Origin of the sequence: Mongoliibacter sp. (assembly GCF_007692705.1) — a bacterium.
In the GTDB taxonomy this organism is placed as follows: domain Bacteria; phylum Bacteroidota; class Bacteroidia; order Cytophagales; family Cyclobacteriaceae; genus Mongoliibacter.
In genome coordinates this window covers 1-3,209 of record NZ_REBN01000018.1, presented here as the reverse complement: position 1 = coordinate 3,209, position 3,209 = coordinate 1, and the positions used below count along the sequence as shown (strand labels likewise).

The 3,209-nt window shown below is 38.1% G+C and carries 4 protein-coding genes and 1 pseudogene; 4 read left to right on the top strand and 1 reads right to left on the bottom strand.

Annotated elements, in window-relative coordinates; genetic code table 11:
• Positions 1 to 16 precede the first annotated feature (16 nt).
• Positions 17 to 460, bottom strand: a complete 444-nt coding sequence (locus EA341_RS00265) for a hypothetical protein (RefSeq protein ID WP_293010677.1) — start codon at positions 458 to 460, stop codon at positions 17 to 19.
• 9 nt (positions 461 to 469) lie between these two features.
• Between EA341_RS00265 and EA341_RS00260 the strand changes: the two genes are divergently transcribed.
• The 4 genes and pseudogenes from EA341_RS00260 to EA341_RS00245 form a co-directional block, all read left to right on the top strand.
• Positions 470 to 679, top strand: a complete 210-nt coding sequence (locus EA341_RS00260) for a hypothetical protein (protein WP_293010676.1) — start codon at positions 470 to 472, stop codon at positions 677 to 679.
• Between the two features lie 100 nt (positions 680 to 779).
• Positions 780 to 2,537: a DNA mismatch repair protein gene (locus tag EA341_RS00255; RefSeq protein WP_293010675.1), complete on the top strand. Its 1,758-nt coding sequence runs from the start codon at positions 780 to 782 to the stop codon at positions 2,535 to 2,537.
• Between the two features lie 70 nt (positions 2,538 to 2,607).
• Entirely contained in the window at positions 2,608 to 2,760 is a 153-nt protein-coding gene (locus tag EA341_RS00250) for a lmo0937 family membrane protein (RefSeq protein WP_293010674.1), read from the top strand.
• A gap of 108 nt (positions 2,761 to 2,868) precedes the next feature.
• A pseudogene (locus EA341_RS00245) lies at positions 2,869 to 3,209 on the top strand (5-(carboxyamino)imidazole ribonucleotide synthase); the annotation flags it as partial.

Sequence of the window (3,209 nt, the reverse complement as noted above, 5' to 3'; positions counted from 1 at the left end):
TTTTTTTTGCTCATGATCAATAGCTCAATTCTGCATCTTGAATGATGAAATTGAGCTCTTCAAGATCACTGTCATTAAGTTTAAGCTTGCCCTTAATAGTAACAATTTCATCTGTCTTGATCCTTTTACCAGGACGCTTTTTCAGGTAACCTACCACCACACTTTCTGGGCCCGCTCCTCCACAGAAGAAACATTCTGCATTCGGGTATTTGGAAATTACGGCGATATTGGATGTATTCATTTCCAAAGGAATAAAAAATCCGGTAATGGATACCTCTTTTCCTTCCATTGCCTTCAATTCATCAGGAAACTTAGGATACAAAAAATACATGCCATACTCCCTATTGAGTTTTTCTACAAACCTTGTCTTTCCCATCAGAGCCCACATATCCTTCTCAGGAAGGTTCATCGCAGTGCCTACTACGACTAGAATCAAAAAGAGTGGAAGTAGTTTTTTCATAAAATTATAATGGATTTAGTAGTAGCAACTTGTCTTCAATGGAAAGTTAACAAGACTGTATTTAATGATCTTCCTGAAAGCAAACAAGTATACGGGACGCAGCGGTTTGTGTTTCTTTCCAATAATTCGATGAAGTACAGACTTGAAGCAAAGAAGACTCCGGCGAGGCCGGAGTCTATTGTCAACCACCATCATTCAAATGAAGAGAACACTACATGAATGATAATACCCAAAGTTAAGGAATTCTATTAAATTAATTGCAACACAGTTGCATTAAATTAAAAAATTTAAAGAATTTCACATTTTTTATCTTTGCAGAATGAAAATAGACTTCAATCAAGGGGATCTTACGACGATTCTCAAACAAACCAAAAAGAAAACACTGAGAATCACTCTAGTACGTCTGTTGGTGTTTTTTTCCTTCATACCTGTATTGGTATTGAGCCTCACGGATTATCCGATATTATTTTTGCTACTCCTCCTGCAATTGATTTTATTCGTCTACCTAATTATTCGCTTCAACCACTTCAAAGACGTAGAAGCATTTTTGAAAGTATTGATCAAAATGGATTATGAAAGGGATTTGAGAAGGACCAGAAATCTCCATTCTTTTGATGCTGGAAATGAATTCCAATCTAAGTCACACCCCTTTGCGATTGACCTTGACTTATTCGGTGAGCATTCCGTTTTTCAATTGCTCAACCATACTTGTAACATCAGCGGAAGAAAACTACTTGCTAAGAAAATCAAGAAAAATATTGACCCCGCCAATGCCCAAATACTCAGACCAGCAATAGATGAACTGGCAGAAGATCATAAATTTCTCAGGAGTTTTGAAGCTACCGGTCGGGCTTTTATCAAAGAAGAAAAGCCAAAGGATAAATTTTACAATTGGCTGAGCCAACCCTTACGATGGAAATCCTTTTATTACCTCCCCATGTTTTTAGGACCGATTTTAGGATTAGCTTTGGTTTTTGGTGTAGCTGCGGGTCTCTTGCCTATCGCTTATTTGAGTTTTTGGATCCTCATTGGATTACTACTATTGGGTTTTGTTTTCAAACCGCTAGCAGAAGCGAGTAAAGTATTTCCAAGTCAGGGAGACATCAAAACCTATAGAATTTGGTCCAGTATGCTTATGGACAAAAAATTTAATGATCCCTATCTTCAGGAACAGGGCAAAACTTTCAATGATAAAAATAATATTCCGGAAGGACTGAAAACCTTGGAACAAGTTTCCTTTTTGGTGGAAAACCGGATCAATCTGGTCTACTTGATATTCAACTTGCTTTTTTGGCTGGACTTTGGTCTTTTTTGGAAATTAAAAAAATGGAAACAATCCTACGAGAATCAATTAAAAGACCTGGATCTTATCTTCGATCAATGGCAGGTACTGGTCTCCTTGGGAAGCTTTTCTGCAGAAGAAAAACTCGTAGGGGATATTTCATGGACTGAGGAAGAGCTAATTTATTTCAAAACGCTCAAGCATCCTTTATTGAAACCTGACATAGCAGTAGCGAATTCCCTAAAACTGATACCGGAAGAACAAACCGTTTTATTGACTGGATCAAATATGTCAGGCAAAACTACTTTTATGAGAACCATTGGAGTGAACATGGTCTTGGTAAATCTCGGCTTGCGTCCTTTTGCAGAGAAACTCACAGTCGGCCCTTTTCAGTTGTACACCAGCATGAGGAACATGGACAATCTTGGCGAAAGTGTAAGCTCCTTTTATGCTGAGCTTGCACGGATAAAACAAGTCCTCTCTGCGGCTGAAAGAGGGGAGAAAGTTTTTTTCCTTATGGATGAGATCCTAAAGGGAACCAATACTGTCGACCGTGTTCAGGGAAGTGAAGCATTGATAAAACAACTTTCAGGAAGTGGCGCAAAGGGAATCATCAGCACCCATGACATAGAGTTGAGCAGCTTGGAAGAGCAGTTGAAATATTTGAAAAATTACAGTTTTCACAGTGAAATCTCTGATAATGAAATCCATTTTGACTATACACTCAAACCCGGTCCCTGTCCAAGTTTCAATGCGCACAAACTCATGGAATTGATGGGGATCAAATTTAGTTGAATTTTGATTTTGGCATAGTGCTTGTTTAATACTATTTGAAAATCAATTATTTAACTTAACCAAAACGACTATGAGCTCATTATTTTATTTGATCGCCGTGATTTTGGTCATTGGGTGGATCTTTGGCTTCTTTGTATATAGTGTTGGTGGATTGATTCATATACTCTTGGTATTGGCAATCATATCCATACTTCTAAGATTAATCGGTGGTAGGACAGTGTAGAAAAAAATCATTTCATAATTCAAATCCCGCTTCGGCGGGATTTTTTATGATTTACCCACTCATCCCTTACATTTTTCCTGTATTTTTGGGCAACCAAAGCTTTTCCCCGTGCAGAAAAATTACCAGCAAAAAACTTTAGGAATTCTTGGAGGTGGTCAATTGGGCCGCATGCTTATTCAATCAGCCATCAATTACAATATCGATATCCACATCCTTGACCCGGATGTCAACGCTCCCTGCAAATCCATATGTCAGAAATTTACACAGGGCAGTCTAACTGATTTCGATACGGTCTATAATTTTGGTCTAAGCTGTGATGTCATTACCATCGAAATAGAAAATGTCAATACAGAGGCTCTTGAGGCATTAGCCAAGGAGGGAAAGGAAGTTTTTCCTCAACCTCATATCATCAAACTCATCCAAGACAAAAGAACCCAAAAGGAGTTTTA